Source organism: Streptomyces sp. NPDC003016 (genome assembly GCF_053591455.1).
The window spans coordinates 22,331-47,868 of the sequence record NZ_JBSFTV010000048.1 but is presented as its reverse complement, the minus strand read 5'-3'; the positions used below and the strand labels follow the sequence as shown (position 1 = coordinate 47,868).

General features: G+C 68.1%; 24 protein-coding genes and 11 pseudogenes. 17 read left to right on the top strand and 18 right to left on the bottom strand.

The window, feature by feature from the left end:
• Positions 1 to 463 precede the first annotated feature (463 nt).
• The 3 genes and pseudogenes from ACWDZ4_RS30520 to ACWDZ4_RS30510 form a co-directional block, all read left to right on the top strand.
• The gene (locus tag ACWDZ4_RS30520; RefSeq protein WP_451511626.1) at positions 464 to 1,132 is read left to right on the top strand and encodes a HEAT repeat domain-containing protein; all 669 of its coding nucleotides are present in this window, start codon (positions 464 to 466) and stop codon (positions 1,130 to 1,132) included.
• Between the two features lie 6 nt (positions 1,133 to 1,138).
• Positions 1,139 to 2,143, top strand: coding sequence for a HEAT repeat domain-containing protein (locus tag ACWDZ4_RS30515; RefSeq protein ID WP_451511624.1), 1,005 nt, complete (start codon positions 1,139 to 1,141; stop codon positions 2,141 to 2,143).
• Positions 2,144 to 2,400: 257 nt separating this feature from the next.
• Positions 2,401 to 2,576 (top strand): annotated as a pseudogene (locus ACWDZ4_RS30510) (transposase); the annotation flags it as partial.
• A 196-nt stretch (positions 2,577 to 2,772) separates the two neighbouring features.
• On the opposite strand, the pseudogene ACWDZ4_RS30505 reads toward ACWDZ4_RS30510, so the two are convergent.
• The 5 genes and pseudogenes from ACWDZ4_RS30505 to ACWDZ4_RS30485 form a co-directional block, all read right to left on the bottom strand.
• Positions 2,773 to 3,657, bottom strand: a pseudogene (locus tag ACWDZ4_RS30505) (aminoglycoside phosphotransferase family protein); the annotation flags it as partial.
• Positions 3,644 to 4,114, bottom strand: a complete 471-nt coding sequence (locus tag ACWDZ4_RS30500) for an IS5 family transposase (RefSeq protein WP_451511623.1) — start codon at positions 4,112 to 4,114, stop codon at positions 3,644 to 3,646. The gene ACWDZ4_RS30500 and the pseudogene ACWDZ4_RS30505, both read right to left, overlap by 14 nt.
• A 167-nt stretch (positions 4,115 to 4,281) precedes the next feature.
• Positions 4,282 to 5,052, bottom strand: a complete 771-nt coding sequence (locus ACWDZ4_RS30495) for a calcium-binding protein (RefSeq protein ID WP_451511622.1) — start codon at positions 5,050 to 5,052, stop codon at positions 4,282 to 4,284.
• Positions 5,053 to 5,068: 16 nt separating this feature from the next.
• Positions 5,069 to 5,446, bottom strand: a pseudogene (locus ACWDZ4_RS30490) (helix-turn-helix domain-containing protein); the annotation flags it as partial.
• A gap of 203 nt (positions 5,447 to 5,649) precedes the next feature.
• Entirely contained in the window at positions 5,650 to 6,255 is a 606-nt protein-coding gene (locus ACWDZ4_RS30485) for a lytic polysaccharide monooxygenase auxiliary activity family 9 protein (protein WP_451511621.1), read from the bottom strand.
• A gap of 353 nt (positions 6,256 to 6,608) precedes the next feature.
• Between ACWDZ4_RS30485 and ACWDZ4_RS30480 the strand changes: the two genes are divergently transcribed.
• Positions 6,609 to 6,848: a hypothetical protein gene (locus tag ACWDZ4_RS30480; RefSeq protein ID WP_451511620.1), complete on the top strand. Its 240-nt coding sequence runs from the start codon at positions 6,609 to 6,611 to the stop codon at positions 6,846 to 6,848.
• A gap of 8 nt (positions 6,849 to 6,856) precedes the next feature.
• Here ACWDZ4_RS30480 and ACWDZ4_RS30475 read toward each other — a convergent pair.
• The 4 genes and pseudogenes from ACWDZ4_RS30475 to ACWDZ4_RS30460 form a co-directional block, all read right to left on the bottom strand.
• Positions 6,857 to 7,249: pseudogene (locus ACWDZ4_RS30475) on the bottom strand (DUF6415 family natural product biosynthesis protein).
• Between the two features lie 44 nt (positions 7,250 to 7,293).
• Complete coding sequence (locus tag ACWDZ4_RS30470; protein ID WP_451511619.1) at positions 7,294 to 7,890, bottom strand: hypothetical protein; 597 nt, start codon at positions 7,888 to 7,890, stop codon at positions 7,294 to 7,296.
• A 283-nt stretch (positions 7,891 to 8,173) separates the two neighbouring features.
• Positions 8,174 to 8,548 (bottom strand): VOC family protein, encoded by a 375-nt coding sequence (locus ACWDZ4_RS30465; RefSeq protein WP_451511618.1) that lies wholly within the window; start codon positions 8,546 to 8,548, stop codon positions 8,174 to 8,176.
• Between the two features lie 674 nt (positions 8,549 to 9,222).
• Entirely contained in the window at positions 9,223 to 9,426 is a 204-nt protein-coding gene (locus tag ACWDZ4_RS30460) for a hypothetical protein (RefSeq protein WP_451511617.1), read from the bottom strand.
• 385 nt (positions 9,427 to 9,811) lie between these two features.
• Here ACWDZ4_RS30460 and ACWDZ4_RS30455 point away from each other — a divergent pair, with 385 nt between their 5' ends.
• Complete coding sequence (locus ACWDZ4_RS30455; protein WP_451511616.1) at positions 9,812 to 10,117, top strand: transposase; 306 nt, start codon at positions 9,812 to 9,814, stop codon at positions 10,115 to 10,117.
• Between the two features lie 97 nt (positions 10,118 to 10,214).
• Here ACWDZ4_RS30455 and ACWDZ4_RS30450 read toward each other — a convergent pair whose 3' ends face one another.
• From ACWDZ4_RS30450 to ACWDZ4_RS30435, 4 genes are all read right to left on the bottom strand, one after another.
• On the bottom strand, positions 10,215 to 11,276 hold the full coding sequence (locus ACWDZ4_RS30450; RefSeq protein ID WP_451511615.1) for an IS630 family transposase: 1,062 nt from the start codon (positions 11,274 to 11,276) through the stop codon (positions 10,215 to 10,217).
• 479 nt (positions 11,277 to 11,755) lie between these two features.
• Positions 11,756 to 12,205: a spore-associated protein gene (locus tag ACWDZ4_RS30445; RefSeq protein WP_451511614.1), complete on the bottom strand. Its 450-nt coding sequence runs from the start codon at positions 12,203 to 12,205 to the stop codon at positions 11,756 to 11,758.
• A gap of 78 nt (positions 12,206 to 12,283) precedes the next feature.
• On the bottom strand, positions 12,284 to 13,123 hold the full coding sequence (locus tag ACWDZ4_RS30440) for a hypothetical protein (protein ID WP_451511613.1): 840 nt from the start codon (positions 13,121 to 13,123) through the stop codon (positions 12,284 to 12,286).
• Entirely contained in the window at positions 13,120 to 13,341 is a 222-nt protein-coding gene (locus ACWDZ4_RS30435) for a hypothetical protein (protein ID WP_451511612.1), read from the bottom strand. Before ACWDZ4_RS30435 ends, ACWDZ4_RS30440 begins: the two co-directional genes overlap by 4 nt.
• Positions 13,342 to 13,456: 115 nt before the next feature.
• On the opposite strand from ACWDZ4_RS30435, the pseudogene ACWDZ4_RS30430 reads away from it, so the two are divergent.
• The 9 genes and pseudogenes from ACWDZ4_RS30430 to ACWDZ4_RS30390 form a co-directional block, all read left to right on the top strand.
• Positions 13,457 to 13,600, top strand: a pseudogene (locus ACWDZ4_RS30430) (PLP-dependent aminotransferase family protein); the annotation flags it as partial.
• Between the two features lie 125 nt (positions 13,601 to 13,725).
• On the top strand, positions 13,726 to 14,790 hold the full coding sequence (locus ACWDZ4_RS30425) for an aminotransferase-like domain-containing protein (protein ID WP_451511625.1): 1,065 nt from the start codon (positions 13,726 to 13,728) through the stop codon (positions 14,788 to 14,790).
• Between the two features lie 115 nt (positions 14,791 to 14,905).
• Positions 14,906 to 15,229: pseudogene (locus ACWDZ4_RS30420) on the top strand (ISL3 family transposase); the annotation flags it as partial.
• Between the two features lie 94 nt (positions 15,230 to 15,323).
• A pseudogene (locus ACWDZ4_RS30415) lies at positions 15,324 to 15,821 on the top strand (winged helix-turn-helix domain-containing protein); the annotation flags it as partial.
• Between the two features lie 601 nt (positions 15,822 to 16,422).
• Positions 16,423 to 17,892, top strand: coding sequence for a group II intron reverse transcriptase/maturase (gene ltrA / locus ACWDZ4_RS30410; RefSeq protein ID WP_451511611.1), 1,470 nt, complete (start codon positions 16,423 to 16,425; stop codon positions 17,890 to 17,892).
• Positions 17,893 to 18,005: 113 nt separating this feature from the next.
• Positions 18,006 to 18,559 (top strand): annotated as a pseudogene (locus ACWDZ4_RS30405) (transposase); the annotation flags it as partial.
• 12 nt (positions 18,560 to 18,571) lie between these two features.
• Positions 18,572 to 18,700 (top strand): annotated as a pseudogene (locus ACWDZ4_RS30400) (esterase); the annotation flags it as partial.
• Between the two features lie 414 nt (positions 18,701 to 19,114).
• Positions 19,115 to 19,747, top strand: a complete 633-nt coding sequence (locus ACWDZ4_RS30395; protein WP_451511610.1) for an RNA polymerase sigma factor — start codon at positions 19,115 to 19,117, stop codon at positions 19,745 to 19,747.
• Positions 19,740 to 20,708 (top strand): CU044_5270 family protein, encoded by a 969-nt coding sequence (locus ACWDZ4_RS30390; RefSeq protein WP_451511609.1) that lies wholly within the window; start codon positions 19,740 to 19,742, stop codon positions 20,706 to 20,708. The genes ACWDZ4_RS30395 and ACWDZ4_RS30390 overlap by 8 nt, the downstream gene beginning before the upstream one ends.
• 4 nt (positions 20,709 to 20,712) lie before the next feature.
• Here the strand turns inward: ACWDZ4_RS30390 and ACWDZ4_RS30385 are convergent.
• From ACWDZ4_RS30385 to ACWDZ4_RS30370, 4 genes and pseudogenes are all read right to left on the bottom strand, one after another.
• Positions 20,713 to 20,880, bottom strand: a pseudogene (locus ACWDZ4_RS30385) (endonuclease/exonuclease/phosphatase family protein); the annotation flags it as partial.
• Positions 20,881 to 21,016: 136 nt separating this feature from the next.
• Positions 21,017 to 22,186: an epoxide hydrolase family protein gene (locus tag ACWDZ4_RS30380; protein ID WP_451511608.1), complete on the bottom strand. Its 1,170-nt coding sequence runs from the start codon at positions 22,184 to 22,186 to the stop codon at positions 21,017 to 21,019.
• A gap of 165 nt (positions 22,187 to 22,351) precedes the next feature.
• On the bottom strand, positions 22,352 to 22,642 hold the full coding sequence (locus ACWDZ4_RS30375; RefSeq protein WP_451511607.1) for a hypothetical protein: 291 nt from the start codon (positions 22,640 to 22,642) through the stop codon (positions 22,352 to 22,354).
• Between the two features lie 86 nt (positions 22,643 to 22,728).
• A pseudogene (locus ACWDZ4_RS30370) lies at positions 22,729 to 22,950 on the bottom strand (restriction endonuclease); the annotation flags it as partial.
• A gap of 96 nt (positions 22,951 to 23,046) precedes the next feature.
• On the opposite strand from ACWDZ4_RS30370, the gene ACWDZ4_RS30365 reads away from it, so the two are divergent.
• Both ACWDZ4_RS30365 and ACWDZ4_RS30360 read left to right on the top strand, forming a co-directional pair.
• Positions 23,047 to 23,892 carry a class I SAM-dependent methyltransferase gene (locus ACWDZ4_RS30365; RefSeq protein ID WP_451511606.1) on the top strand — a complete coding sequence of 282 codons (846 nt, stop codon included), beginning with the start codon at positions 23,047 to 23,049 and terminating at the stop codon, positions 23,890 to 23,892.
• 9 nt (positions 23,893 to 23,901) lie between these two features.
• A complete protein-coding gene (locus tag ACWDZ4_RS30360; RefSeq protein ID WP_451511605.1) occupies positions 23,902 to 24,474 on the top strand; it encodes a hypothetical protein in 573 nt (190 codons plus the stop codon).
• A 244-nt stretch (positions 24,475 to 24,718) separates the two neighbouring features.
• Here ACWDZ4_RS30360 and ACWDZ4_RS30355 read toward each other — a convergent pair whose 3' ends face one another.
• Positions 24,719 to 24,856 carry a hypothetical protein gene (locus ACWDZ4_RS30355; RefSeq protein WP_451511604.1) on the bottom strand — a complete coding sequence of 46 codons (138 nt, stop codon included), beginning with the start codon at positions 24,854 to 24,856 and terminating at the stop codon, positions 24,719 to 24,721.
• A 240-nt stretch (positions 24,857 to 25,096) separates the two neighbouring features.
• Here ACWDZ4_RS30355 and ACWDZ4_RS30350 point away from each other — a divergent pair, with 240 nt between their 5' ends.
• Complete coding sequence (locus ACWDZ4_RS30350) at positions 25,097 to 25,384, top strand: hypothetical protein (protein WP_451511603.1); 288 nt, start codon at positions 25,097 to 25,099, stop codon at positions 25,382 to 25,384.
• The last annotated feature ends 154 nt before the right edge of the window (positions 25,385 to 25,538 follow it).

Sequence of the window (25,538 nt, the reverse complement as noted above, 5' to 3'; positions counted from 1 at the left end):
ATGAAGAACGAAGACGGCAGCCCCACCCGCTGCTGACCCCCCGGCCGACGAGGCAGCGGCACCCGCCGCTGCCCCCAACCACACCCCCCACCACCAGCAAACATACCCACCACCCCCCAAAACCCCACAACCACCGCCCTGCCAACCCCCCGCCGCAAAGCCGAGGCACCACTCCAGCAAGACCACAAGGCCATCACCCCACTCAAGCGTGAGAAAGCCCAACCCAGCCCAGCACTGCCACTACCACCCGCCAAGCAGACACCCACCACACCTTCTCCCTCGGGCTTGAGGGTCGAAGGAACGCGGATGGCATCCGGTTCTCCCCGGTCAGTGGCATGAACCGTCCTGTGTCTGGTGTGCGACAGGTGTCGTGGACAGAGGGTGCTTGGCGATCTCGCGGCGTGACCCCGCTTGACCTTGACACAGTGACAAGGTCTTCACTGTGGCCAAGGAGGTGATCCCGATGACCATGCCGAAACAGGACACGGATACGATCCGAGCTCTCCAGGGGCTGGAGAACAGCAGCCCGTCGATACGGTTGCAGGCAGCGCTGGCGGTCGGCACGACCCCTGACCCGCGGTTCATCGACAAGCTCATCGAACGATGCGCGATCGAGCCCGAGTTCTATGTGCGTGAAATGCTTACGTGGGCACTCACCCGCCACTCGGCATCAATGACGGTCCCAGAGCTTCTAGATGAAGTTCGCTCGGTGCGTGCGCAGGCACGAAGCCAGGCGTTGCACACACTGTCCAAGATCGGGGATCGGCAAGCGTGGCCGGCGATCACACGGGCGCTTCTGGCCGACGCCGACGATGAGGTGGCGCGGAGCGCCTGGCGGGCAGCGGTCGTGCTCGTGCCCGAAGGCGAAGAGTCCGAGTTGGCCGCAGTGCTGTCGACACAGTTGGGGCGTGGCGGACGTGAGACGCAGCTGAGCCTCAGCCGGGCGCTGATCGCGCTCGGTGAGGTGATTTTGCCAACTCTGCGCGCTGCGGTGACAGATCTCGACCCTCGGGTGCGTCAGCACGCGATCGTCACGGAACGGCTGTTGCGCGACCCGGATGCCGGATTCGACTTCGCGATCGAGGAGGCGAAGCGCATCGTAGCCCTCAGCAGGACCAGCCAGGAGGGGTGATCGGCAGTGTTGATCGGTGATGTGGCACGACGGTCCGGGGTCAGCGCCCGCATGCTCAGGCATTACGACTCGCTCGGCTTGGTGCGGCCAACAGGTCGCACCGAGGCTGGCTATCGAGAGTATTCCAGCGAGGACATCCGGCGGATCTTCCATGTCGAGAGCCTGCGGTCACTGGGGCTGTCGCTGCGTGAAGTCGGGTACGCGCTGGATGATCCCGGCTTCACGCCCCTGGAGCTCGTCGACGGCCTCATCCGCCAGACGCGAGAACGCATTGCGGGTGAGACTGCGCTGCTCACGCGACTCCGTCGGATCGGTGCCGCGGCACCTGCCGGCTGGGAGGACGTCCTCCAGATCGTTGCACTCCTTCAGGCGTTGGGGTCAAAGAGCGCTGGGACGCGCCAGCGCGCGGCTTTGTCCTCGACTGAAGAGGTTCCGGTGCCAGTGGAAGCACTGGTCGAGGCAGTGCTGAGCGAGAGGGACCCGAACGTTGCCGGAGCCATTCGATGGGCTTTGGCACAATCGGGCGATGGCGGATTGGCGCTGCTGGCGGAGGGCCTGGACTCACCAGTAGCCGAGGTACGGAAACGTGCTGTCCAGTCCATCGCCGAGATTCCGAACGGTGAGGCGACCGCACTGCTGCAGGGCGCCCTCACGGACCCTGACATCGTGATCCGCAGGTATGCAGCTCTGGCGCTCGGGGCACGTGGAGTAGCCGACGCGGTCCCGACGCTCATCGACATGATCGTCGAGGAGACGAACGACGTCGATGCAGCCGATGCACTGAGTACGCTGGCGAGTGATCCCGCGTTGGCGGATCAGATCGCTACCAGGCTCGTCGACTGCCTCGCCCACGGCACCATTGAGTCGTCTGCACGTCGACGGCTGACACAGGCGCTCGCGGATATCCCGGGAATCACGGCGTCACGTGCCCTCGCAGATCTGTCACATAACGAAGACCGTGCCGTTGCGCTTACTGCGGCATACATTCTCGGGATACGCAACGCACGGTAACGGACCTTTCCCGGGGTGCTGTGTGTGCGGGGCCCAGTTGTTGCTGCTCACCGCCGACAGGGCCACGGCATCGCCGAGGACCCCGGCTGTACCGCGCTTCACCGCCGCGCGGTACAGCCGGGTGAGTATGTCGTAGGCGGCATCGTCCCTTCTGAGATCGGCCGCAGCCCCAGCGACCTTGCTGGCCTTTGTCTCCAGGTAGCTTCAGTTGCCGCCCTCGACGGCCTGGGCACACGCCGAGACCCGGGCAGCAACGAGGCATACGCCGTCAGCGGTCGGGCCGGACGGAGAACCTCCAGGTCGCGGTGTCTTCCTCGCCTATGCCGGCGAACGCGGCCGCACGCTGATCGACCGGCGCCTGTATCTGCCGACGTCACGGACCGATGACCGGGAACGATGCCGGGCCGCGGGCATCGAGGACACGGTCGCCTTCTCGGCGTCTCATCGACGCCCGTCATCGTGTCGCGCCCCTTCCGAGTTGACAGCTGACAGATCTCCAACCTGTGCGGCTGCCAGGCGGTTTGGGAACGAAACCTGATGTCGTTCTCAAACCGGTTGGCTTTTGCGGAATCAGGGCCCTTGGTCAGGTCCCGTGCGGGACTGGTCCACTGCTCGCCGACAGCCTCCAGAATCGCCCGTAGACGCGACAGGCATTCGCTGATGAAGAGGGGATAGGCGTCCCAGTAGTACGACACCCCGCTGGCTCCGACAGCGATGGCCCACGCCCGGGCACGCAGCCATGTCACGTCGTCGAGGTTGATGGCGTCCCAGTACGCCTGTCGGGCCCCGGGTGGAAAGTCCCACAGAGGCGAGTGCTCGGCGTCGGGAAAGCCCGCTGAGAGGCATCCGAAGTCGACGACGGCGTGCAGCTTCCCCTGCCGGACCAGAAGGTTCGTGGGTTTGAGGTCTCCGTGGAGCCACACGTGGCAGGCAGTTGGCTCAGGCAGAGCGAGCGCGCTCCGCCACAGGTGTTGTAGATGTGCGATGTCGAGGTCGAGGCCCTGGATCGTTCGGCAGTTGTCGAAGCACCCGCTGATCCACTGGTCACAAGCGTGCAGGCCACCTCCGCGGTACCAGCTGAGCTCGTCCTGGCGAGTGGCTCCCACAAGGGGGATGGAATGCAGGCGCTGCACGATCGTGGCCAGGTCATCTCCGAAGCCGGCCCAGTCTGTGACCGATTCCGGGCCGGCTTCATCGCCATCGATCCAGCGGTACACCGACCAGGCGAGCGGGAATGCGGAACTCGGCGTGCCGTCGTGCACCGGCTCCGGGATGCGACAGGGAAGGTAGGGCGCCAGCTGTGGCAGCCATGTCCGCTCTTTCCGTACGGCCTTCGCGTTGTCCGGGGTTCGTGGTAGCCGCAGGAGCAGTTGGTCGCCGAGCCGGTACATCGTGTTGTCCGTGCCCGTACCGGCCGGCCAGATGGGGAGGGCAGCCCAGTCCGGTCGCTGTTCCCGCAACAGTGACCGTACGACCGCCTCCTCCACACGGATCTCGTTCTCATGAAGTGTCACGGTGAGAGCCTTCTGCCTGGGCTTCGCCGCCGCCAGTGTCCTCCTCGGGACCTGCCGAGGGCGTGATCGTCCGGTTCGTCCTGCCGGTGCTTCCCCCTTTTCGGCCGGTGGCGGCGGCATGCTGGTGGGCTCGGACGATGGTGGAGTCGATCTGAGCCAGCCAGTCGATGTCGCCTGCCGCATCGGCCTGGGCCTGGATCTGCTGCAGGGCTCGGGTGAACACGCCGTCCAGGGCGTAGCGCCGGAAGCGGGTGCAGACCGTCTTCCCCATTCCGTAGCGTTCCGGCAGGTCACGCCAGGAAACCCCGGTTCGGATCTTGTAGACCATCCCGTTGATGACCTGCCGGTCCTCCACACGAGGTCGGCCTGTCGCAGCCCGCGGTATCAGCGGAGCGAGTAACTCCCAATCGTGATCAGTGAGTTCATGGCGACGTATCACCGCACCATGATCCACCATCCGATGATCTTTGAAGACGGACCCTAGTGTTGTGACCGCATAGGTTCACCGGGTTGGGTCCCCGATCTGGTTGACGCGGCTCGGGTGGCGGGTCGCCGACGGCGGTGGCTCGGCACCCGCGACGCTGTTCGCGCCGCGGGCCAGGGCCTTCGGGCATGGAGGCACACTTACGGGAGGACGATGTTGCGGCCGGGTCCGCCTTCGAGGGCGTCCTTTCCGGTGCCACCGCAGACGAGGTCGTCGCCGCCTTCGCCGTCCAGTGTGTCGTTGCCGGGGCCGCCGAGGACGATGTCGCGGCCGTCCCCGCCCATGGCGTGGTCGTCGCCGGGGCCGGCGTGCACGGTGTCGTCACCGCCGTAGCCCTCGATCATGTCCTCGCCCCGGCCGCCCCACATCTGCTGGTTGCTGCTGTCACCCATCAAGTGGTCCATGCCGTCGCCGCCGTGCAGGGCGGCGGGTCCCATGACCATGTCGTTCCCCGCGCCGCCCAGCACCGTGCGTGCGGTGTGGGCGTGCAGTTCGTCGTCGCCGGGGCCGCCGCTGACGGTGCCGATCCCGGTGGTGAAGGCAGCGATCGTGTCGTTGCCGTCGCCGAGGAAGACGTCGATCCTGTCGGGCCGGGGGCTGTCGGCGGGCAGTTCGCAGACGACGGAGGTGGTGTCCTCGGCTCTGGAGTACGCACAGTGGTCGCCCGGTTCGAGCGGGACCACGTCACTGAAGCCGATCCGCCGGATCCCGTTGCTGGTGTACATGGAGAATATGTTGAGGTTGTTGGTCTGCCCTGCAGCGGCGGTGAAGACGATCGACTGAGTTGCCCAGTCGGCTCCGACGCGGGCCTTCGCCTCGGTGGCGGTGGCGGCGGCTGCCGGGCCGGCGGCGAGGCCGGCGGTGAACAGGGTCACGGCGACCGCGCTGACGGCGGCTCGGTTTCGGTTCATGAGACCTCATCTCGATGTTGCGCTGGAGGTGGTCGGCGAGCTTGCGGATCGACCAGCGGGTGAAGGACTTGCCCAGTGCGGTGGGCCGGGTGGTGGCCGTCTCGACGACGAAGTTCTCGTCCTCAATGCTCAGCAGGCGGGGACGGCCTCCCACCCACCGAGGGTCCAGACAGGCCAGGCTCATCTCGTTGAACCGGTGGATCACATCCCGGACGGTGTCTTCGTCGGCCTGGCCCAGTTGGGCAATCGCCGGGACCGGGTTGCCGCCCGACGAGGCCAGCAGCATCATCGCCCGCCGGAACCGCACCGAACTGGTGCTTCCCCGCCGAACGATCCGCTGCAGCTTCTGCCCCTCCTGCTCGGTCAGCCGGCGAACCCTCACCGGTGATGCCATACCCGCCCCCTGCCACACGCCGTCCCGACATCCAGCACAACGAGGGGCTCGGCAAAGGATTCCGGTCACAGCGCTAGGAGCGCAGGAAGCCCCGTCGGGGCAGGGTGACCAAATGGGTCCCCTGCCCCGACGGAGCCCGGTCGGCCGGGCGGCGGGTTACCGGCGCCCGGCAGACGCCGGTGCCGTGTGCGGCGCTCCCCGGCTCAGCCGAAGTTCACGTCACTGCACCACATGTAGGCCTGGTCGAGGTGCGAGGCCTGCCAGATCACGAACACGATGTGGTGTCCGGTGTAGCCGGACGTCTGGACGGGGAACGTGATGTCCTGCGCCGGGGCGAAGCGACCGGTCTGCGTGATGAAGTCGAGGTTGCCCCAGCCCAGGGTCTGGGTCTTGGGGTTGAAGCCCTGCTTGCTCACGTAGACCTTGAAGTAGTCGGCACCGTGGGACGCCTGGTCGTGCAGGTGGACCGAGAAGTTGTTGCCGACGGTGGTGGTCTTCCACGGCCCGGGCTTGTTCAGGCTGGCGTTCCTCGAGAGGTTGTTGCTGCAGAGCGTCCCGTCGGGGGTCCGCGCCTGGAACTGGCCACCGAGGCCTTCGCGGAGCGCGCTCATCCAGTTCCACATGGTGTCGGGGTTGGCCTGGAAGGCCTGCCAGCACATGGGGTCTTCGGTCTGCATGGCCGGGTTCGTGTGGTTGCTGCCCCACGTCTTCCAGCACTGGTACGCCCGGGTGGCGGGGCCGACGACGGTGCCGTGAGCCTGGGCGGGGGCCGACCAGGTCAGTGCGCCGACAACCACGGCGAACAACATGACGAGCGCCTGGAGAGGCCGGCGGAGGGACGACCGCGAACGCCCGGTTAAGGGACTCTGTTTGCGCATGTGGGGGGAACTCCTTCCAGTTGCAAGGCTGTCATGGGAGCGCTCCCAACGGTAGGTCTTCCGAGTGAAATGTCAATGAAACAAACGGAGTTGATTACAGGGGTGGGCGGCGAGCAGGGAATCTGCCGTGAGCCGGGAGTCAGAACCGTTCCCGGGACCGGAAAGCGAGGATGCGGCCTGGACTGGTGTGCGAGGCGATGCCAGGGAGGGGCGCTCGCAGCATGGCAACGGGACCTGGTTCTGGCGTGAGGGCTGTTCAGTTCCACAACACGCGAAATCCCAGCTTGGCCCGGACGCGCCCGGCGGATGAGCCCGAGGACTGCCGGCTGTGTCCCGGCTGCTACCGGCCGGTCTACGAGAGCTCTTCCTCGCGCACCCTCATCAGTGCCGGTCCGCTCCCGGTGACCGGGCTGTCCAGGCTGTGTGCCGAGGGAACCACGCTTCGCTCGCTGCGCCAGGCCGACGTGCCCATCGACCCGCAGCAAGGCGCCGTGCTGGAGACCGTGGCCGCCGCCCTGGTGTAGCGGGCGGTTCAGACGGCCTGCGCGAGCGCGGCGTCCAGGCGGTCCAGGCGTTCGTAGAGCGCGCGAACGAGGCGGGCGCGGTTCTGGACGCAGCGCACGGTTCCTTCGATCGTCGTGGACAGCCGGCCGTCTGCCTCGAGCAGGACGACGTCGGCGAGCACCTTGGGCCCGCTGTCCTTGGGCAGCTGGTCAGCCCGGCGTCGTACGTCGGAGGCGACGGCACGGGCGTGGCCGGTCAGCTGGAGGGCGATCTACTCGTAGTCGCGGGTCGTGAGCGTGTCTTCGCCGGTCCACGCGAGGACGGCCTTGACGAGGCTCTCGTACGGTTCGCGGTCGAGCGGGAGTTCCGCTTCGATCAGGCCGTCGGGGTCGTGCAGGACGGTGTGTGTGCTGGTGTGCATGGCGGGCCTCGCCGCTGGGGCACCTTCGCGCGGGTGGTCGGCGGTCACCGCTGGGGGTCCTCCCCACCGTCGGCCCCGTCGCCCTGGGCCTCGCCGTGCAGGCTGGTGCCCGGTTCGTCCAGCAGGACGACAACGCGCTCATCGGTGTCGCGGTAGGCGCTGAACGCGGCGAGAAAGGAGAAGAACCACTGGAAGCCGGTGGAGCGGGTGGAGAAGTTGGTCTCCACACCGCCGTGCCGGTCGTCGCGCAGCTCGATCTTGAGCAGCCGGTGGTGGTTCCGCGACTGGCCGTTGGGGGCCGGGGGCATGGGAATCAAGTCGGTGTCGAAGATGACGGTGAGATCCTCGTTCTGCTTCCAGTACTCGAAGACCTGATCGCTCAGGTCCAGGCTGGCGGCCTGGAGTTCGGCCTTGCGGCTGTCGTAGTCCTCGTCCAGGAAGTCTTCCGGCCCCTCGCCGGCAGGGCGGAGCAGGGACATCATGATCTCGTCTCCGCACTCCCGCTGCTGGGTCTTCGCGCGTTCGGTGATCTCGTGGAGGTCGCAGTCGCCGGGGAGCAGTTCGTAGGTGGAGAAGCAGAAGAACCGGGGGAACAGCTCGTCGCACTCTCGAGGGGTGGCAAAGCGTTCCAGCGTTGTCAATTCTCAACGACATCTTCGAGCTGTCTGATCGCTAAGTGCTGCCCAAAACCATCGATAAACGTTGCTCGCTCCCGCTTACGAAACCAGGTGTCGGACCCTCAGGCCAGCGGGAAGATCGTCGATTATGTGTGCAGTCCGTCAGTCGCGCGAGGCGCATCGCGAACTTGGCCGCCGCTGGGCGCGACGACTCAAGAGTGCGCACGACAAGCCGACAGCGGCCACGCTCAGTTACCTCAGTAACTGGCCATATTTGGGAAATTCTTGATGGCCGTCGTCAGGGGATTCAAGCGCCTGGGAGGAAGAGGCAGAACGGGTGACCGTGAGGGTCACGCAGGACCCGTACGCCCTTTTGAGGCTGGTACTCCTCCAGCGTCGCGCCCAGGGCGCAAGCACGCTCGGTCTCCACATCCAAGTCGTCGACTTGCAGGTCCACATGCGCTTGCATCTGCTGAGTGCCTGGGCGTTGTGGCCAGACCGGGGACGTGTGGTCGGCTTCCATCTGGAAGCTCAGGCTGGGGCGCTCCTGTTCCGGAGCCCGCAGCCGGACCCATTCGGGCTCCCGCTCGACTTCCTCCCAGCCCAGCAGGGCGCGGTAGAAATCGGCCAGCGCGGGCGGATCGGGAGTACCGAGAACAAAAGCACCGAGCATCGTCGTCATGCCCCCCACCCTGCCCCCGGGGCTCGCCCCCCATGCACCTGTCTGCACACGCACAGACCACTGCCGGCCGGTCCAGAGTGCTGGGCTCCCCCGCGGGCCGAGGAGCACCTCTGCAAGCGGCTCCTTAGCCCGGCGCCCGAAGCAAGAAGCGCCTCCGAAAGCAGGCAGACGCCCCTGTCGCAGCTGGAGCCCGGGGCGGTGGCCGATGGGTGGCCCGGGCGCGCACCTGGATCTCAGAGAGCAGCGCCCCGCACGGATCCGAGCAGCGCTTCGAGGACGGCTGGTTCGCCAGCATCCGCGGGTCGCCGGCGACCTGCCGCGCATTGCTCTGACACCGCCGCCGCCCAGCACGCTCCAGCGTCCCGTGGCTCGCCCGCCACCGGCAAGCGATCTCCCCCACCCCGCACAGAGTTTCGACAGCCACTGGGCTTCATCACAGACCAGGACATGCGGTTCCTCCAGGGCGCCGCGCAGCATCCGGTCGAACTCGATCGGCTGCGCCGGCGGACGGCCCTGCAGGCCAAAGGCGTGGAACAGCTCGTGTCGGAGGTCGCGGGTGGAGGGCCGGGCCCGGAACTGCATCCGGTGTGTCAGCTTCGGCGCGAGCTCGCGCAGGCAGGCGTTGACCGGGTGCGTCGGCGCGCGGAGTGGACGTGTTGTGGACCCGGGGGGGCTCAGGTGAGGATCAAGGGAGCGCCGTCGTACGTGCCGCCCTTGCAGACGGGCACGACCCCGGCGGTGATGAGGATGTTTCCGCCCCCGAGGAGGCAGCGGACCGGGGTGACGGGGCTGGGCGCCGCGGAGGCTGTGCCTGCGAGGCCAAGCAAAGCTGCGGCGGTGAAGCTGACGGTGGCGAGGAGCAAGGTGATGCGGCGCACGGGGTGTCCTCTCGGGGGAGCGGGTTGGACGGTGCGAGAGCCATCATGGAGGTGTGGACGACAGGACGGCGCGTCCTTGACGGTAAACGGCCGGAAGACGCCGCGTCGCTCGGCGTCCCCCGAAAGGGGTTACGCGAGCGCTTCGGGGAGCTCCTGACAGCCGGCGGGGGCCCGCTGTGCCGGGCCGCGTGCGGCGCACGATCCCGGCCGGTTCCGGAACACATCGCACGACCTGACCCTGCTCTCCTGGCGTGACGCCGGTGGTGCTCCTCGGCCGAGCGACCGGCGGCCGGCCTGGGAAGGGGTGGACGACGCCGCTGAAGCTTCCCCTTGATGTGGGACACCTGGAGACTGGGACGTGAGGTTCCGGAGGAAGTAGTGCCAGGTGGGAAGCAAAAGCAACCGCAGCAAGCGGTACTCGGAGGAATTCAAGCGGGACGCAGTCACCCTCGTTCGCTCCTCCGGCAGGACGGTCACCGGGGTGGCCAAGGACCTCGGGGTCAGCGCCGAGGGGCTGCGGAACTGGGTCAGGCAGGATCAGACCGACCGCGGTCAGGGGACGCCGGACGAGCTGACGAGGGCCGAGCGGGAGGAGCTGCGCCGGCTGCGCAAGCTGGCCCGCGAGCAGGGCGAGACCATTGAGATGCTGCGAAAAGCGGCGGTCTTCTTCGCGAAGGAGAGCGATCGGTGAGCGCGGTGTATGCGTTCATCGAGGCGGAGAAGACCACCCACAAGAAGGAAGCCTCCTACCACATTTGCGCTGAGCGTATCGAGTGACCACTTATTGATCAGAAACTCATGGGGTTCTCGTCCAGGACGTAGCGGACGTGCGGGCCGCCGAAGTAGCCGCGGACAATGTGCGGCTGACGCTGTCGCCTGCGGAAGAAGCGGCGGGTCTCGGCGGCGAGTTCGGCCTGATCGCGGGCCCGGTGCTGTTTGGGCAGGCTGTGCTTGAGGTCTGCGTTGACCAGCTCGTCGGGGTTCAGCTCGGGCGAGTACGGGGGCAGGAAATGCAGCTCGACATCATCGAGGTGGGCGGCGAGCCAGTCGCGGACCTTCCTGGAGCGATGGGCGGCGTGCCCGTCGACGACGAGATGGACCTTGTGGTCGAAGTGGCCGGCGAGCCGGTCCAGGAAGCGGCACATCACCTCGGCGGTGAAGCTCTCGGTGAAGACCATGAAGTGCATCCGGCCCTTGGTGCTGATCGCCGACATCGCGTTCACCGAGAACCGGTTCCCGCTCCGCCGCACCACAGGAGTCCTCCCCTTCTCACCCCAGGTGCGACCGGTGACCTGATTCGAGCGGATGCCGACCTGGTCGGCGAAGAGGATCTCGCCGCCGTCCTTCCTCGCCTTCGCGCGGATCTCCGGCCAGGTCTCCTGGTGCCATCGCGCCACAGCCCCGGGGTCCTGCTCGACGGCCCGCTTGTCCGGCCGCTGGAAGGACAGCCCCCACCGCTTCAGGTACTTGCCCACCCCCACCTCGGTCAGCCGCACCCGGTACAGCATCGCGATCAGCTCGCCCACCAACCGCCTGGTCCACAGCTGCCCGGAAAGCCCCACGTCACAGGGCCGGTGATCGAGGACCGCCTGCCGCACCGCGGCCTGCTCGGCTTCCCCGAGCACCTGGTGCACCCCAACCGGCTTGCCGCGAGGACGCATGACCAGCGCCTCCCGACCGCCGGCCTGCCACTTCGCCCACCACGTGTCGACAGCCTTCAGCGACACCCCGAAGACCGCTGCCACATCCTCGCGGCCCCGTCCCGCCACCAGCGCGGCCACCGCCCGCAGCCGCAGGGCCTCCTGCGCCGAAGGCGACAGGTGCCGCGCATCCCCCACCAGATCGCTCACACCCGTCCAACGACCCAGAACCCAAACCGTTTCTGATCAATAGATGACAACTAAGTGGTCACTGCCTCCGGGCGCTGTGCGCGCCACGTACGCGGAAGGTAAGGCGCTACCACCCGGTCTGATACCGGCCGCGGGGATCAGCGGGACAGCCGATGCGGTAAGGCTGGTTCCGTTTCTGTTCCCTCAATCGTTCGGAACACCCAGCCGTCGGTGGTCTCGGTCGCCGACGGCTGTGCAGCTGCCTGGGCGGCCGGACGCTCACGGCGCTTCTGCCTCGTTCCGCTGTCGGCGGTCGTGATCCGCCACCTGTCCGGTCCGGCCGGCCGGGCGTTCCACCCTTGCCCGCCGACCGGAGCGCCGCGGGTTTCCGCCCTGTCCGAGGCCCGTGGGCGTCTTCCCGCGACGTCCACGGGCGGGGTTCCGGAAGGCGAACCTGGAAGGACGGCGCGGAGAGCTCGCTGCCGGTGGTCGAGCCGGGGTCAGCGGACGCTGGTGACCCGGCGCTCCCTCAGGGACGCGCAGTTGGAGTTCTCCACCGATACGTACACGTTGGTGATGGAGCCGCCCCAGTTCACGCAGTGGCCCTTGCCGTAGACACGGCCGGGGCCCGCGTACGACGTGAAGTTGCCGGATTCCCCGGCCCACTCGTCGGTGTCGGGGACGTAGACGTACACGGACATGTTCTTGGCGGTGCCCGGGCTGGTGCGGATGGTCGCGACGCAGTTCATGCCGTTCGCGGAGTTGTACGTGAGGTAGACCGTGCCCAGCGAACCGACGGGTACCGAGTTCACGGTCTTGTAGCCACTGCCGCAGACCCCCTGCGGCGTGACGTTGGGCGCGGCCTGGGCGGTGGCGCCGAACGCGGCCGTGGCACCCACCACCAGCGCGGCCAACGCCCCTGCGGCCGTGGCATTACGTGCGTATCCCATGATTTCCCCCATATGATCTTGCAAGCGGTTTGCCTACACTTGATAGACCCCCGCGGGGCACGGATGGTTGCACCCGGTTCACATACAGTGCCGAGGAATCTTTCTATGCGGCCGGATCACACACCCACGGGGCGGCAGTGGCGAGGGCCGTACCGACCGAAGGTCTTCACGGGGGGGTCGCGCCGTGAACCGCACCGTCTCATTGTCGTACCGATATGTGACGATGCTGGGGAGGCGAGTGACATGGCAATCGAGTGGGACCGCATCGGATAGCCGACCTTTGACCGGTATGTCGAGGCGCTGCTGCACCGGATGTTCGATGACGGCGGGCAGGTGCTCGTGGTCAACGCGCGTGGCGGCGATGATGGCATCGACGTGCAGGTCACCACCGACGCCGGTCTGCGGATCTTCCAGCTGAAGTACCACCCGGACGGCTTCCCTGGTTCGCTCAAGGGTCGCCGTGCTTCGATCAAGAAGTCGTTCAACCGGGCCCTGGCCCACAACCCGGCGGAATGGACGCTGGTAGCGCCGTGCACGCTGACGACGTCCGAGCGGGCCTTCGTCGACGAGGAAGGTGCGGGGCCGCTCGGACAGGGCTGTTTTGAGTAGGCCGTCGAACTCGCTGAGGTGACGCGGTGGTTCACCGGCCAGGTCGAGGGCAGTGAAGAGTTCGTAGCGCACCGCGCGGGCGGTGGGGCGGGTGCGGAAGGTGACCCGGCGGACGTCCTCGCCGGGTTCGAGTTCGCGCAGGCAGGTGTTGACGGCGAGGGTCTTACCGAAGCCGGCACCGCCGTAGATGCACATCATCGCCCTCGCCGCGACCGTGTCGCCGATGTTCTCCCGCGCGGCCAGCAGGGCTCGGGTGGTGACCACAGACGCATCCGGCAGGTCGACGTACTGGTAGGTGGCCACGGTCACGAGGCATCTCCGTCTTCGGCCCGGACCACCGGGGTGACCATGAACCTCCCGTAATACCGAACCCGCTCCCCCGGCGCCCGGGCCGCAGCCTCGTCGTTCTCGGCCGCGGCCAGCCACCGCCACACCGCACGCTCCCGCACCCCCAGCACATCCGCCGCCGACCTCACCTGCCCCGTGGTGAGCTTCCCCTCCCGCCGCAGAGCCAGCAGACGGCGCACTGCCGGACCTCGCAACGCCCGAACCGACACAGCAGGCAAAGCCCCACCCGAACCACCACCCGGCCTTTCCCCAACCGGGACCCGCTCTTTTTGATCCACTGGATACAGGTGCACCATGCGGCCACCGTCCTACAAAGCCATCGTCGAGGAATTCGCCGCGTCGATCAGGTCCGGCACGCTCCCGGCGGGCACCCGACTCCCGACACACCGCGCTCTCACCCGCGAACGTCGGATCGCACTGGCCACAGCCACCCGGGTCTACGCCGAACTCGCCGCCATGGGCCTGGTAGTGGGGGAGCCGGGGCGCGGAACGTTCGTGCGGGTGCAGTCCGGCTATGACGGCCTTGAGCCGTCGCGCGCTCTGCCGGTGCCGAGGATCGCTGACTGTCGTTCAACCAGCCGCTGGGCGAGGGCCAGGCCGGCCGACTGCGGCAGGCGCTGCGTGCGCTGGCCGTCTCGGGCGAGGTGGAGGCACTGCTCCGCCAGGATCCGCCGGGCGGGCGCCTGCACGAGCGGGCGGTCGTGGCCACCTACCTGCTGGAGCGAGGGATCGGCACAGCCCCGGCGAACGTCCTGCTCACGAGCGGCGCCCAGCAGGCACTCGATGCCGTGCTGCGCTCCCTCACCAGGCCCGGTGACGTCCTGGCCGTCGACGCACTCAGTTACCCCGGCATCAAGCTGCTCGCCTCGGCCCACAAGCTCGATTTGGCCCCGATCCCGGTCACGGAATCGGGACCCGACCTCGCCTCGCTCGACCGCCTGTGCCGCACACGTCCCGTCCGCGCGATCTATGCGATCCCCACCCTGCACAACCCGCTCGGCTGGGTACTCGACCGGGAACAGCGCGACCGCCTTGTCACCATCGCCCGTTCACACAACTGCCTGATCGTCGAGGACGGCACCTACGCGTTCCTCGCATCGTCACCGCCTCCTCCCCTGCGGGCCCTCGCACCCGAGCGAACCTGCTACGTGGCAGGACTGTCCAAGAACGCCGCTCCCGGCCTGCGGTTCGGCTTCGCCGTGCTGCCCGGCCCTCACGTGGAGACTGTCACCAGGAGCCTTCGCCTGGCGGCCTGGGGCGCTCCGGCACTCATCACCGCGCTCGCCACCGGTTGGCTGGCCGACGGCACCGTCTCCCGCTGGGAGGAGGACCGCCGAAGCGACGCGGCCGCCCGGCAGGACATCGTCCGCACCGCACTCGCCGGGATGCACCTCACGGCGCATCCCGTCTCGTACATGGTCTGGCTCGGCCTGGAGCCGCACCAGCGTCCGGACCAGGTCGCGGCTCTCCTCGCCGAAGCAGGCATCCTCGTGTCCACCGCAGACGCCTTCGCCACCGGCCCCCACTGCCCCCGCGCACTCCGACTGGCGCTCGCCACGCCACCTCGGGACGAGCTCAGGACCGTGTTGCAGCGCCTGAAGGACGTGATCGATGCGGTCCCGCCGTGACGGCCTGCCGACTGCCTACTTCTTGGGCATCCGAGGGGACTGTAAAACGTTCGACTCTGTCACGTAATCGGTAGTGACGAAGCGTGATCAGCTTCGTTGACATCGCACGTGAGACATCAACTCCCTTGTGGGTACTGCACTTTCAGGGTGGCCGGCGCCGGTTGTCGAGGACGTGGTGGACGAGGGCGAGGTGATCCGCGTGTCGGCGCAGACCCGCCAGGAGTCGGTACCGTGCCCGATGCGCGGGACGCCGACTGTGAGAGTGCATGGCTTTCATGCACGTACGGTGGCCGATGATCCGATGGACGGCCGTCGGGTGGTGGTGTCGGTGCACGTGCGGCGCCTGGTCTGCACTGTGCTGGGCTGCCCTCGGCAGCGTTTCCGAGAGCAGGTCCCCGGACTGTTGGAGCGGTACCAGCGCCGCACAACCCGTCTTACCAATTCGGCGCCATGGTCCAGGAGTTACTGAGATTTCGGGTTGTCGTCGGGTGGTGACGGTTCATGATCCCTGCGGTATGCCGGTGGGGTGAGGTATTCGGGGGGGCCTGACGGCTGAGCGTCGGGCGTTTCGTGAGGGGATCCGGCTTCGGGCCGGGCAGCGGTTCGCGGCGGGTGAGAAGACCTCGGTGATCGCGAAGGACCTGCGAGTGAGCGTGCGGTCAGTTGAACGGTGGCGCCGTGCCTGGCGCGAGGGCGGCATGGAGGCCCTGCGTTCCACGGGGCCGGCGAACTCACCGACCATCACCGACGCCCAGTTCGCCGTGCTGGAAGAGGAACTCGGCAAAGGTCCGGCAGCGTACGGATTCGACGACGAACGCTGGACCCTGGCCCGGGTTCAGACGGTGATCCGCCGTCGGCTGCGGGTGAGCCTGTCGGTGGCGACGGTGTGGCGGCTACTGAAACGCCACGGCTGGTCCTGGCAGGCACCCGCCCGCAGAGCACTCGAACGCGACGGACACGCGGTGGAGCTGTGGAAGAAGGAGGTGTGGCCCCGGGTAAAAGCCTCGCGGCGGCATGCGGGGCCTGGATCGTCTTCGAGTTGCGCCGTGAGGCGCTGTGATTCGTGTGGAGGTGAGAGACCTTCACCGCCGACCTGTCGTAGCAGGGAGGTGGAGCTGAGGGCAGCCTGATCCGGGTGATGCCGGGGAGGGCGGGAGCGGCCCTGACAAAGCCGGGACGTACCAGTACTGCCAGATGGTGCGGGTTTGGCGAGCGGGATGGAGAGGAGTACGCGAGGAACCGGCGTCTTTACGTCTCTTAACGACTACACCGGCTCGAAACCTGGTGGATCTGGGCCGGAAGCGGTGCGCACTCGCTGCCCGAGGGCTACGGGGAACTCCTTGATCGGTATTTCGAAGCCGTTCGGGAGGCCACGAGGAAAGTCTACGGCGTACTCGTGGCGATGCCGCAGGGACACAGTCGGGCTCCTACTCCAACGAGCGAATCGCAGTGAACACGGGAACCGCCCGTTCTCAACTCCCCTGCCGAGCACGGCCAGTGCCCGGCTGGGGATAGGCGCATCGACCGCTGAACGGTCCGGGTGGGGCGGAGCCGCCGTAGTACTCCGAGCCGGGGAGAGCCCGCGCACATGGGGAAGGGCGGCAGCGGTATCGAGAAGGGAAGGAGACTGCAATGCCGAAAGACGCACCGCTGAACAGCGGTGCTCTGCTGGAGGCGGGCCCGGTGGGTCCGCGTCAGCGGGTATCGGAGATGCAGGCCAAGCTTCACCGTTGGGCGGTGGCCGATCCCGGTCGCCGGTTCGATGATCTGTTCAACCTCGTGCACGACCCGGCGACGCTGATCGTGGCGTTCGACCGGGTCGCCGGCAACCGGGGAGCCCGTACTCCCGGCGTCGACGGCCTGACGGCCGCCGATGTCGAGGAGCGATTCGGGGTCCCCGGGTTCCTGGACGGCCTACGGGCCCAGCTCAGGCAGGGCTCGTTCCGGCCGCTGCCGGTGCGGGAGCGCAAGATTCCCAAACCGGGTGGGTCGGGGAAGGTTCGGCGGCTGGGGATTCCCGTGATCGCCGACCGGGTCGTCCAGGCCGCGCTGAAACTGGTGCTGGAGCCGATCTTCGAGGCCGGCTTCAAGCCGGTCTCCTACGGATTCCGGCCCAAGCGGCGGGCTCAGGACGCGATTGCCGAGATCCACTTCTATGGCACCCACGGATATCGGTGGGTGCTGGACGCGGACATCGCGGCGTGCTTCGACGAGATCGACCACGTCGCACTGATGGACCGTGTCCGGATGAGGATCAAGGACAAGCGGGTGCTGGCGCTGGTGAAGGCATTCCTGAAGTCCGGTCTCCTCACGGAGCTCGGGGAACATCAGGAGACATTCACCGGCACTCCGCAAGGGGGCATCATCTCCCCGCTCCTGGCGAACATCGCCCTGTCGGCGCTCGATGAGCACCTTCACCGGGCATGGGAACCAGACGGAGAGCTGTCCACCAGCGGTCGGCGCGAACGACGGGGTGCCAAGGGCCTGCCCTCGTGGCGGCTGGTCCGCTACGCGGACGACTTCGTCGTCCTGGTCAAAGGGACCAGGCAGGACACCGAGGCACTGCGCGTGGAGATCGCCCAGGTCCTCGCACCGATGGGGTTGCGGCTCTCGGAAGCCAAGACACAACTGGTGCACCTGAGCGAGGGGTTCGACTTCCTGGGGTTCCACATCCAGTGGCGCCGCAAACGCGGAACGGACAAGTGGTACGTCTACACCTTCATCGCCGACCGGCCCCTGCGGTCGGTGAAGGCGAAGATCCGTACTCTCACCCACAGGACATCGCAGCAGGACCTGGCCGTGATTCTGGTGAACCTCAACCAGGTCACACATGGATGGGCCAACTACTTCAGGCATGCCGTCGCGAAGCGCACCTTCAGCAGCCTGGACAACCTCCTCTGGTGGCGAGTTATCCGGCTGTTGCAAGAGCGGCATCACTGGAACTGGACGGACGTCCGCAGACGGCTCACCACTCCCACCGGGCGGTGGCGGCCGATCAGCGCGGGCGAGATCGAGTTGCGGAAGACCAGCGCGATCCCGGTCAGCCGGTATCGCTACCGCGGCAACACGATTCCCAACCCCTGGGCCACTGCAATCACCTGACGGCAGAGACCGTGGAGAGCCCGTTGCCTAGTAATAGGCACGGCGGGTTCGGCGAGAGGTCCGGGGAAACGGGCCGGGAGCAATCCCGGCACTGCGCCCCGGGCCTACTCAGCGACGAAGCCGGGTTCTCGATGACGCCGCCGACCTCCCGCACCTGGGGCCGGCGCGGGCATACCCCGTCATCCGGGTGCGTGGCAGGTCCCGCCGCCGGACCTCGGTCGCCGCGCTGTGCTGCTACAAGGCCGGCGAGAAGAGCCGTCTCATCCACCGGCCCCGCACGCACCTCCTGCTCAAGGGCGCCCGCAAGAGCTTCTCCTGGCAGGACTATCGCGACCTCCTGGTGCGGGCACACATCCAGCTCGGCGGACCGATCGTGGTGGTCTGGGACAATCTCAACACCCATCTGGCCGCGGGGCTGAAGCGGTACGAGGCCGAACACGGCTGGCTCACCACCGTCCGGCTTCCGCCGTATGCACCCGACCTGAATCCCGTCGAGGCCCTCTGGTCACTCGTGCGCAGAGCAATGGCCAACACCGCTTTCACCACACCCGACGACCTCGACCGCACACTCCGCCACGAGTTACGCAGGATCCAATTCCGGCCCCCTCTCATCGACGGCTGTCTCCCCGCCGCAGAACTGGCCATCAACCCGCCGACCCCACCTTGAAAACCTCAGTAACACGTGGCCACCCTCGACCACGACGCGGAGCGGATCTTCGCGGACTCGTACGCTTTCATCAGCAGGCTGGCGCCGGGCAAGGGCGCGGCCGCCGAAGATGCGGACCGGAAGGGAGCTGCGGCGACGTGACGGAGCGTAACCCCGATCGGGAGGAGAGCCGGGACCCGCTCGACGAGGAAGCGATCTGGGCGCAGATCGTGGCTTCGTACGGCGAGGAGCCGGCCGATCCGCCACGCGCGGAGGCGGACGGCCCGGCCGAGGACGGGCCGTCCGGGAGATCGAGGACCTCGACCTGGAAAAGGGCCTCGACGGCCTGGAGAAGGACGTCGACCGCGACTGGGCCGGGCCGGCCGGCATCGGCGGCTTCCTGGGCGGCTTCGCCACGCTGGTGGCGCGGATGCGGCCCGGCAGGGACGAGGACGACGAACTGCCGGGGCGGGGCAGTCGCCGAGGGGGTCTGAGGGAACCACTTCGGCGCGATGGGCGAAGGACAGGTGAAAGCCCACGTATTCGAGCATCGTCCCTTGGACGAGAGGAGCCCCGATGACCGTCGGACCAGGCGTCGGCATCGGCACCGCGCGTGCCGATGCGGAGAACGACGCCTCAGTGATCGTGCGGTCCCGGGATGAGCCCGAGGCGTTCGCCGCGCTCTTCGACCGGCACGCCGACGCCGTGCACCGCTATGCGGCCCGCCGCCTCGGCGGCGAGGTCGCCGATGACCTCATGGCGGAGACCTTCACCACCGCATTCCAGCAGCGGCATCGCTACGACCCGGCCCGCAGCGCGGGCGCCGACGCCCGGCCCTGGCTGTTCGGCATAGCGACCAACCTGGTCGGCCGGCACCGGCGGGCTGAGGCCCGCCGGTTCAAGGCCATGGCCCGGGTCCCGGCCCTCGCCGACCACGACGAGCCGCTGGCCGACCGGGCCGCGGACCGGGTGGTAGCGCGGGCCGTGCGCTGCGAGCTGGCGGCGGCGCTGGCCGCGCTGCCCGCTCGGCACCGGGACGTGCTGCTGCTGGTGGCCTGGGGTGGTCTCGGCTACGAGGAGGCGGCCCAGGCCCTCGGTATCCCCGTGGGCACGGTCAGATCACGGCTGCACCGGGCTCGCAGCAAGCTGCGCGAAGCATTGGGCGGATCCGATCCGACGGCACTGCGAGAGGTATCCGACCATGAATGACGAACTCGAACTCTTGAGGGAGTGGGACGCGGACGCGGCCCCGCTCACCGGTCCGGCCCGGAACCGGGCCCGGCACCAGCTGCTCAACGCGATGGCCCACGCGGACCAGCACACCGGCACCGGCCCCAGTCGCCGCCATGCACTGCGCCTCGCGGCGGCCGCGGTGGTCGCCACGGCGGTTACGGGGACGGCGGTACTGATCGCCACGGACGGCTCCGGCGAGGGCGGCGCACCGGGCACGAGCACCCCGCGGATGGAGAACGCCGCCGCGGCGGTGCTGAACGGGGCGGCGGCGTGGGAGCGCAAGCAGGAGAAGGAGCTGGTGGCGCCGCGCGACGACCAGTTCATCTACTCGAAGCGGATCATCAGGGAGACGGAGCAGAGGACCGGCAAGGTCAAGACCTACACCGACGAGATGTGGGACTCGGTGGACGTCTCCAAGCCCTCCTTGACCATGGAACTGGGCCGCGAGATGTGGGAGGAGCCCGCGGGGAAGGGCGGCGGGGTGTGGCCACCCCGAAAGTGGAGCGAGCTGAAGAAGCTGCCCCAAGACCCGGAGAAGCTCATCCCGGCCATCATCTCCCTCGGCAGGTCCGACGACCGGCCGATCAGCGATCTCACTAAGGACGAGCGGTCCCATGCCTACTTCCTGCTCGGCGAGCTCCTGAAGAACCCGGTGCTGCCCCAGGGACTGCGCCCCGCGGCGTACGAGGCGCTGGCCCTTGTGCCCGACGTCAAGACGATCCCGGGAGTGAAGGACTCCGCCGGGCGGACCGGGGTGGGGATCGCCTATACCGAGCGCGGGTCCAACGAAGGCACGTACCTCATCTTCGACTCGGCGTCGTATGAATTCCTGGGCTTCCGCGACGAGCGGACCTCGGCCTCCGGGAAGAAGAAGTACATCCAGCTGTCGCACGTGGTGGACTGGGGGATCGTCGACCGGGTGAAGCAGCTCCCGTAGGCCGCTATCCCGCGGCCGGGACCCGCAGGGCCGCCAGCATCGGCAGGTGATCGCTGGCGGCCCTGAGGTGTGCCTCCGGGAGGTCGGCGGGGACGCCGCAGCCGAGGACCTCGATGCCCGGCGTCGCGAACACCGCGTCGATACGGCGGTCCGGGGCAACCGGCGGGAAGGTCATTCAGAACAGCGCAGTCGTCTCCCCGCACCCCTACTGGGCCAGTATGGAGAAGGAGAAAGCGGTAAAGGCGCGGATGGCGCTCAAGCACGCCCACGAAACCGAGGACGGCCCTGCGGCCGCCTGAGCTCAGACCCTAACGCCTTTCCGCCGGATGCCTCAGCGGGCGGAAAAACTCACGGATGTCGGCCGCGACAAGCCCGGGCTCCTCGTTGGCGACGAAGTGGCCGCCTGCGGGCAGGTCGTGCCAGTAGCGGATGTCCGTGTAGGTACGCTCGGCGAGCGACCTGGGCATGCCGAGGTCGCCCACACCGATCGTGATCCCGGTCGGCACGGTAAGCACGGGCAGCGGCAGCCTGCTGTCGCGTTGGTCGAAGTAGGGGCGGAACGACGACCCGATCGTGCCCGTCGCCCAATAGATCATGATCGTGGTCAGCAGATCGTCCTTGCTGAACCGGCGCTCGACGTCACCCTCGCAGTCGCTCCACGCCTGGAACTTCTCCACCATCCACGCGGCCAGGCCGGACGGCGAGTCGAGAAGGGCCGCGGCGAGCGTGTCGGGGCGGGTGGACTGGAGCTCGGCATACGCGGTGGCGCCTTCCCATTTCGCCGCCGCCCAGGCAAGGAAATTCTGTTCAGCGGCGATGAGGTCACCGCTTCGTTCCACGGGCGGGTACGCGGCCTGGGCCACATGGATCCCGATGACCTCGTCAGGGTGCGTGGCGGCGATCCAGTGGCTGACGCTGCTGCCGATGTCTTCGCCGTAGGTGCCGAAGCGTGGGTATCCGAGCACATCGGTCATCAGCCGCGCCCAGGTTTCGGCGACCGCCGGACCCGTTACCGGGCCGCTCTCCGGCAGCGTGGAGTAGCCGAAGCCCGGCAGCGACGGCACCACGACGTCGAACGCGTCACCGGCGTCACCGCCGTGCGCTGCCGGATCGGTGAGGAGCGACACGAGCGGCAGCATCTCCGCGAACGAGTACGGCCACCCGTGCGTCACCACCAGGGGCAGCGGCGCGGGGCCATCGGCTGCGCCGACCCCGCGGACATGGGCGAAGTGCACGGTCTGCCCGCTCACGTCCGCGAGGTACTGCGGAAACGAGTTGAGCCAGCGCTCGCGTGCCCGCCAGTCGAATCCGTCCGCCCAGTAGCCGAGCAGCTCGCGAAGGTAGTCCGGGTCCGTTCCTGCGGCCCAGCGGTCGCCGGGAGTGCGTGTGGGCAGCCGGGTTCGCGCCAGTCGGACCTTGAGATCGTCGAGCACAGTCTCGGGAACGTCGATGGTGAATGGCTTCATGATCAGCAGCATGACATCGGGGTCTGACAGTGAGGGCTCAGGCGGCTCGGTCCGGGCCGATCCACACGGTGAGCGAGTGGGAACGTAGAGGACGGACATCGTTGGCGTCTCCTCCTGGCCCGTGGCCCGGCTGTGAGGCGCCTGCCCGGTCCGGCGAAAGGTCAGTGGCGCCCGCCTCTACTCGGCGGCCGGCTCCAGGACCGCGCGCAAGAGTTCGACGGTGTGGGTGATGGTGGCGCGGGCGGCGTCGTCGTCGCTGGTGCGCGCGCTCTCCTCCAGGAGCAGGGCGGCGGCCTGGAGGAGCCCGGCGTGGACGGGAACGGTGCGCAGCGCGGCCAGAGCCGCCGCGGCCTGTCCGGTCGGTGAGAGGGCAGCCCCCTGGGGGATGAGGGTACTGACCCCGCGTCCCAGGCCCCGGTCACGGGCAGGCTGCGGGACGGCGGAAGCGGTGGCGGCAGTAGTGGTCACCGGCACAGTCTCCCGCGCCCGGTGCCGTTCATACGAGCCGGCTTCCCCGTTCTCGTCAGCCACGCGGGCCGCAATGCACAGCAGGTTCAGGCGACCGGGGTGGCGGGCGCGGTCTCCAGGCGGTCCAGGCGTTCGTAGAGCGCACGGACGAGACGGGCGCGGTTCTGGACGCAGCGCACGGTGCCCTCCAGCTTCGCCGACAGCCGGCCTTCCGCCTCACGCAGGACGACGCCGGCGAGCGCCCGGGGGCCGCTGCTGCTCTTCGGCAGCTGGTCGGCGTGGCGGCGGACGTCAGAGGCGCACGGACGGCACAGGATCGTAGAGGACCGCGTACGACTACGCGGTGGGGCGCTTTCAGGAGGTGCGGCACGGTGTCAGACGGTGCTCAGCGGGTTGGTCCCGCCATGCGGCCCGTGGTGCAGGAGACGTATGGTCCGGCTGATCTGAGCGGTGATCGGATCTTCGCCGGGGGATTCCTCAACTTCGGGTACTGGCAAGCCATAGACCTGGGCCTGCCGCTCGGCGAGGTGGAGCGGATCCGCAGCCAGGAGGATCTCTACCGTCATGTCCTGGACACTGCCGGGCTACCGCGAGGGCCGAAAGTTCTGGAAGTGGGCTGCGGGCTCGGCATGGGATGCGTGGTGACCTTGCAGGAATACGGCTCTGCCACGGTTACCGGCATGGACATTCACCCGGAGCAGCTGCGGCGGGCGCGCAGCGCGCATGCCGACCTGCTTCGGGAGGAGCCGGCACGGCTGCGGTTCGTCCAGGGTGCTGCGGAGAGCATGCCTGTGGAAGACGCTGAGTTCGACGCTGTCATCAGCGTGGAGGCCGCTCAGCACTTCCCGGATCTCGGTGCCTTCGCAGCAGAGACGTGGAGGGTGCTGCGACCGGGTGGCCGGGTGGCTGTCGCCAGCTTCTTCACCGTGGACGACGCGCCCGGTCGGCCCCAGGAACTCGCGCGGCTGCTGGATACGTACGCCAGTGGCCTGGACATCGCACGGCCGGTGAAGGCGCTCACTGATGCGTTCATGGAGGCCGGGTTCACGAGCGTGCGCGTCGAGTCGGTCGGGCCGCATGTCTGGCCGGGGTGGGACCTCTGGCTCAGCCAGTGGTGGGCCCCGGGGACCTGGCCGCGGAACTTTCTGCGCGCCTACGAGCAACGCGTCCTTGACTACTACCTCGTCACGGCAGGCCGGCCTGGGCAGAACGCCGACGCCGGGACAGCCGCTGCGGCTTTGGGTTCGTGATGGCAGTGCTTGAGCCGGGACGCCGGGGGGATGCCGTGCAACCCCTGGCCACAAGGGCACACCTGGCACTTCCCCGCAGAGCAGGACGGCGCCAGCCGTCTCGTTCTGCAGCAGGTCCTGGTCCTGGAAAATCTCAGCGATCGGCGCGAACAGGCACGGTTCGACGGCGACCTGGTCGTGGCCGATGAGGACAGGCGGCCCACTGCCGCCGGCGTCATCCTCCTGGAGCCCGGCGAGACAAGCCGGGACGTCTACCTGCAACGCGAATTCACCATCAAGGAACTGTCGGAGAACTTCACGGCGAAGCGGGCCGGGCAGGAGCTTCCGCACAACGTGCTCGGTACGGTGACGGTAGAGGACGACCGTGACAACGGGAGCACAGATCGTTGGGGCCTGGTTCTGACCGGCTGCCCGGTCGATCCGGTCCCCGACCGGGAAGGCCTGTGGAGGGTCGCGCCGTGGCACCTGGCCGAGGGATTGGGGCTGCGGACCCTCATCCACAGCCTGCTGCCGCCGCGGCAGCGCATTCACTGGGTCTCCCGCGCCAGGGGAATCCAGCTCCCCGCTCCAGACGGCGCGTAGCACCATGCGTACCCGCTGAACAGCCGGCAGTCGGAGTCATGGCCAGGGTTGGCGGCGGCGCAGTCGGTGTCGCGAAGGAGGTGGCGGCAGCTTCGTTTCAGGCGGTGCGGACGGGCCTGGCGTCAGCCGTGTCCGCTGGATGAAGGCGCGGGTGGCGGGCATCACGGGCCGGGCAGAGTTCCATCCAGACGCCGGTCATGAGCGGGCCGTGCCAGTGCAGCAGGAGCTCGGTGCCGCAGCGGGATCACGGTCGGGTCGGCTGTTCGTCTTCCTCCCGCTCGGGGTACAGCCGGGTGAGTTCTTCGTCGGTGACGTTGTCGAGGTTGCCGATGCGGCAGAAGGAACCGTCGGGGTGCACTACGTAGCGCCAGGTGTACGACATGCAAGGCCCTCTTTCGGGGTGGAGGGTGACGCGAAGGGCGACGATCCGCCCGCCTGCTGACCAACGTCAAGGGGTCTGCGCCTGCCGGTCGGCAGACGGGTGAGCGGTCCGGCGCGCCCCCACCACCTCTATTCGAACAGCCATATCATTTTGACGTGTCGAAGAAGCCAGCTCTGCCGTTCGACTTTCCGCAGGACCTGCGCGAGGCGCAGCTGGCGCTGCACCAGGCCCGTGCCGCGTATGAAGAGTTCACCAGGACGCTGCCGTGGTCTGCGGAGCCGATGCCCGGGTGGGAGGGCGACAAGCAACTCCACAGCGGCTACCGCTCCTCCATGCCTGACAGTCCCGGCTGCACCGAAGCCCAGCGCCGAAGTCGAGCGGCTGCGCGCGCTGCTGCTGGAGCTGAGCGCCACCGTCTCCACGCACCCGTACCGGGCCGGCGTGAAGAAGGAGAAGGAGAAGGTGGTGGAGGCGCGGATGGCGCTCAAGCACGCCCGTGAAACCGAGGACAACACCATCGCCGCATAAGTGCCTGTGAGGGGATCGCGGCGCAGCTTGCCGAGGCCGGCCTGTCCGTCGGGGTGCGGTTCAGGGCCTGAGTGAAGAGTGCGGCAAGGTGCCGGGGTTCTCGGCTGGGCCGTCGCCGTCCGACGGGGTGCTGAAGGCGGGTCATGGTGGTGGG

Excerpts from the sequence above, each read along its gene's own strand:
- ltrA (WP_451511611.1), top strand. The coding sequence starts at position 16,423 with ATGCCGAAAGACGCACCGCTGAACAGCGGTGCTCTGCTGGAGGCGGGC.
- ACWDZ4_RS30350 (WP_451511603.1), top strand. The coding sequence starts at position 25,097 with ATGAAGAGTTCACCAGGACGCTGCCGTGGTCTGCGGAGCCGATGCCCG.
- ACWDZ4_RS30365 (WP_451511606.1), top strand. The coding sequence starts at position 23,047 with ATGCGGCCCGTGGTGCAGGAGACGTATGGTCCGGCTGATCTGAGCGGT.
- ACWDZ4_RS30465 (WP_451511618.1), bottom strand. The coding sequence starts at position 8,548 with ATGACGACGATGCTCGGTGCTTTTGTTCTCGGTACTCCCGATCCGCCC.
- ACWDZ4_RS30445 (WP_451511614.1), bottom strand. The coding sequence starts at position 12,205 with ATGGGATACGCACGTAATGCCACGGCCGCAGGGGCGTTGGCCGCGCTG.
- ACWDZ4_RS30485 (WP_451511621.1), bottom strand. The coding sequence starts at position 6,255 with ATGTTGTTCGCCGTGGTTGTCGGCGCACTGACCTGGTCGGCCCCCGCC.
- ACWDZ4_RS30380 (WP_451511608.1), bottom strand. The coding sequence starts at position 22,186 with ATGCTGCTGATCATGAAGCCATTCACCATCGACGTTCCCGAGACTGTG.
- ACWDZ4_RS30520 (WP_451511626.1), top strand. The coding sequence starts at position 464 with ATGACCATGCCGAAACAGGACACGGATACGATCCGAGCTCTCCAGGGG.
- ACWDZ4_RS30390 (WP_451511609.1), top strand. The coding sequence starts at position 19,740 with ATGAATGACGAACTCGAACTCTTGAGGGAGTGGGACGCGGACGCGGCC.
- ACWDZ4_RS30355 (WP_451511604.1), bottom strand. The coding sequence starts at position 24,856 with ATGTCGTACACCTGGCGCTACGTAGTGCACCCCGACGGTTCCTTCTGC.
- ACWDZ4_RS30395 (WP_451511610.1), top strand. The coding sequence starts at position 19,115 with ATGACCGTCGGACCAGGCGTCGGCATCGGCACCGCGCGTGCCGATGCG.
- ACWDZ4_RS30500 (WP_451511623.1), bottom strand. The coding sequence starts at position 4,114 with ATGGTGGATCATGGTGCGGTGATACGTCGCCATGAACTCACTGATCAC.
- ACWDZ4_RS30495 (WP_451511622.1), bottom strand. The coding sequence starts at position 5,052 with ATGAACCGAAACCGAGCCGCCGTCAGCGCGGTCGCCGTGACCCTGTTC.